This is a genomic window from Bartonella jaculi, from assembly GCF_039543045.1.
In the GTDB taxonomy this organism is placed as follows: Bacteria; Pseudomonadota; Alphaproteobacteria; order Rhizobiales; family Rhizobiaceae; genus Bartonella; species Bartonella jaculi.
The window spans coordinates 27,625-31,317 of sequence record NZ_BAABIZ010000011.1 but is presented as its reverse complement, the minus strand read 5'-3'; the positions used below and the strand labels follow the sequence as shown (position 1 = coordinate 31,317).

Annotated in this window: 2 protein-coding genes; both read left to right on the top strand. The window is 44.9% G+C overall.

What is annotated here, in order from left to right:
* Nucleotides 1-275: 275 nt before the first annotated feature.
* Nucleotides 276-2,891 carry an ATP-dependent chaperone ClpB gene (gene clpB / locus ABD915_RS05635; protein WP_345116363.1) on the top strand — a complete coding sequence of 872 codons (2,616 nt, stop codon included), beginning with the start codon at nt 276-278 and terminating at the stop codon, nt 2,889-2,891.
* Between the two features lie 484 nt (nt 2,892-3,375).
* On the top strand, nt 3,376-3,693 hold a 318-nt coding region (locus ABD915_RS05630; protein WP_345116360.1), incomplete at its 3' end, for a hypothetical protein.

Below are 3,693 nucleotides of genomic sequence, written 5' to 3'. Positions count from 1 at the left end.
TTTGGGGGATATGGTTGGTGTGTGTGGGGATGTTTATAGGAAAGTTACGGTTTTGTTGAAAAATGATACGCTGTTTTCCTTTTCCTCTTGCTATGGGGGGGGTGAGAACCCATATTCATTTTAGCACTACGGTTCTGCTTCCTGCACTATCATTGGCGGTGTTTGTGGGGGGATGAACAATTCTTTCTCGGGTATCACTTTTGGAGGCGGGTGTCGCTTTTGGGGAATGCTGGGGGAGTGAGAGTGTGGCGATGACTTAAAATTAAGGAAAAAAAATGAACTTGGAAAAATATAGCGAACGGTTGCAAGGTTTTTTACAATCCGCACAAAATAGCGCTCTTTCTTCCGATCATCAGCAGTTTATGCCTGAACATCTGTTAAAAGTGCTGTTAGACGATTCTCAAGGCTTAGCGGCAGCACTGATCCAAAATGCAGGAGGGAATCTCTCCATTATTCGAAAGTCCCTTCATGAAGCGCTTGAGGCTTTGCCTAAAGTGCAAGGGGGAAATGGACAGCTCTATCTCTCTCAGCCGTTGGCAAAAATCTTTAATATGGCAGAAGATCTCGCAAAAAAAGCCGGTGATCAGTTCGTTACCATAGAGCGTGTGTTGCAAGCGATGATTATGGAAAAATCCGCAAAAACCGTTGATATCTTAACAAGCGGAGGGCTCACAGCGCAGGCACTTAATCAGGCTATTAATGCACTGCGAAAGGGAAAAACAGCAACAAGCCCCCATGCCGAAAGCCAATATGATGCCTTGCAAAAATATGCCCGCGATTTGACAAAAGATGCGCGCGAAGGAAAACTGGATCCTGTCATTGGTCGTGAAGAGGAAATACGACGCACCATTCAAGTGCTCTCACGACGCACTAAAAATAATCCCGTGCTTATTGGGGAACCCGGGGTCGGAAAAACCGCAATTGTTGAAGGATTGGCATTGCGCATCGTGAATGGCGATGTGCCCGAAACTTTGCGCGATAAACAACTGTATGCGCTCGATATGGGAGCGCTGATCGCTGGAGCAAAATATCGAGGGGAATTCGAAGAACGTCTCAAAGCTGTTCTTTCTGAGGTGCAAGCGGAAAACGGTCAAATTATCCTCTTTATCGATGAATTGCACAATCTTGTTGGTGCTGGAAAAGCCGACGGTCCTATGGATGCTTCAAACCTCTTAAAACCTGCTCTCGCACGCGGTGAACTCCATTGTGTGGGCGCTACTACCCTTGATGAATATCGAAAATATGTCGAAAAAGATGCTGCTCTTGCACGCCGTTTCCAGCCTGTCTTTGTGCCTGAACCAACACTCGAGGATACTATCTCTATCTTGCGCGGTATTAAAGAAAAATACGAACAACACCACAAAGTGCGCCTCGCTGATAGTGCTTTGATTGCTGCTGCACGTCTGTCTAACCGCTATATTACAGATCGATTCTTGCCCGATAAAGCCATTGATCTTATCGATGAAGCCGCCGCACGGTTGCGGATGCAAGTCGATTCAAAACCCGAAGAACTCGATGCCATTGATCGACGAATCTTACAGTTGAAAATTGAACGCGAAGCCTTGAAAACAGACGTCGAGCCAACAGCAAAAGAGCGCTTGCAAAGCGTGCAAGAGGAACTCAAAACATTGGAACAGAAGTCTAGCGAAATGACAACTGCTTGGCAGGCGGAAAAACAAAAATTAGGGCATGCTGCTGATTTGAAAAAACAACTCGAAGATGCACGAAATGCTTTGGCTATTGCACAACGGGATGGGCAATTTCAACGCGCGGGAGAGTTGGCTTATAGTGTCATTCCTGAACTCGAAAAACAACTCAGTGCTGCTGAAAATGATGATCAGAAAAATCATCTCGTTGAAGAAACCGTTACCGCTGAACATGTGGCGCGTATCATTTCACGATGGACCGGTATTCCTGTTGAGCGGATGCTCGAGGCAGAGCGAGAATCCCTGTTGCGAATGGAAGATGAAATTAGCACCCGTGTTATTGGACAAGGCGAAGCCGTGCAAGCGGTGGCACGCGCTGTACGGCGCGCGCGCGCTGGACTGCAAGATCCTAACCGTCCGCTTGGGTCTTTTATGTTTTTAGGTCCTACTGGTGTGGGAAAAACCGAATTAACCAAAGCTCTCGCCGCTTTCCTTTTCCAAGACCCTAATGCTATGTTGCGCATTGATATGTCTGAATATATGGAAAAACACGCTGGGGCACGCTTGATTGGAGCGCCACCTGGATATGTCGGATATGAAGAAGGCGGAGTGCTTACCGAAGCTGTACGGAGAAGACCTTATCAGGTCATTTTGTTCGATGAAATCGAAAAAGCCCACCCTGATATCTTTAATCTCTTGCTACAAGTGCTGGATGAAGGACGGTTGACCGATAGTCAAGGACGTACCGTCGATTTTCGCAATACATTACTCATTATGACATCTAACCTCGGGGCTGAATTTTTAACCGCGCTGCCTGAAGGACAAACAACTGATCAGGCAAAAAATGATGTCATGAATGTCGTTAAAGCGGCTTTTCGTCCTGAATTTTTAAACCGTATCGATGAAATTATCCTCTTTCAGAGATTGCAACGCCACGATATGGAAGCTATCGTCGATATTCAAATACAAAATTTGCAAAATTTGCTTCATGAACGCAAAATAACTTTGCATATTGAACCAGAGGTGCGCAAATTCCTCGCTCATAAAGGCTATGATCCCCTCTATGGGGCACGTCCTCTCAAACGCATTATCCAAAAAGAAATTCAAGACCCAATGGCAGAAAAAATCTTATTTGGACAAATTCATGATGAAACAACCGTGACAATTGCAAAAGAAGGCGAGCGCTTGGTCTTTTTACCCGAAAAACAAAAGATAGAAAATAATACCTCAAAAGAAGAACAATGAGAATAAAGAAGTTGACAAGGTTCATCTAAACTGCTAACATAAATACATAATCAGAATTCTATCTTTTGCTGAGTAAGCGAAAAAGAGTTGCTGGTATGAGGGGCCCGCATCGGTGAAGAGAATGGTGCTGGTGCTCTGGGGGACTTCCGATTATATAGGCTTCTAGGCTTCTAGGCTTCTAGGCTTCTAGGCTTCTAGGCTTCTAGGCTTCTAGGCTTCTAGGCTTCTAGGCTTCTAGGCTTCTAGAACCGTTGGGTCTTCAGATTTTATCTTGTCATGGGTAAAAGAGTTTCCAGAGAAATTTTCCTCTTGGAGAGGGATGGTTTAGGCAATCTTTGCGTGATTACCTAAATCATTCTATTTCTTTTGATGACTGATCAAAAACTGTTGGTTATTCTTGAAATTTCGTTGCTGGTTTTCATGCCGTTTTTTATGCTGTTTTTTATGGCATGGGATCAGTGTTTCTTTCTTTGTAGAGACATAGATGATGGCAGATAAAGCTTGCCTTCCCTTACGTCGAAGAGGGCGGCCAAAAGGTGCTTTGAATAAAACAACAAGGCGGTTTAATGAAGCCCTTCTTACAGCTGCTGAACAAGCAGGCTACCACTATGGTGAAGAGGGGTTGGTGTCTTATCTTCAATATCATGCACTTAATAATCCTGTGCCCTTCTTCTCGCTTCTCGCAAAGGTTTTGCCTCTGCAACTGACTGGAGAGGGAGGAGAGGCGGTTCAAACAGTCTCACGTGTTGAAATTGTGCCGGTGATCGCAAAGGATAAGGTGCCTGAAAAAGAGAATAATACG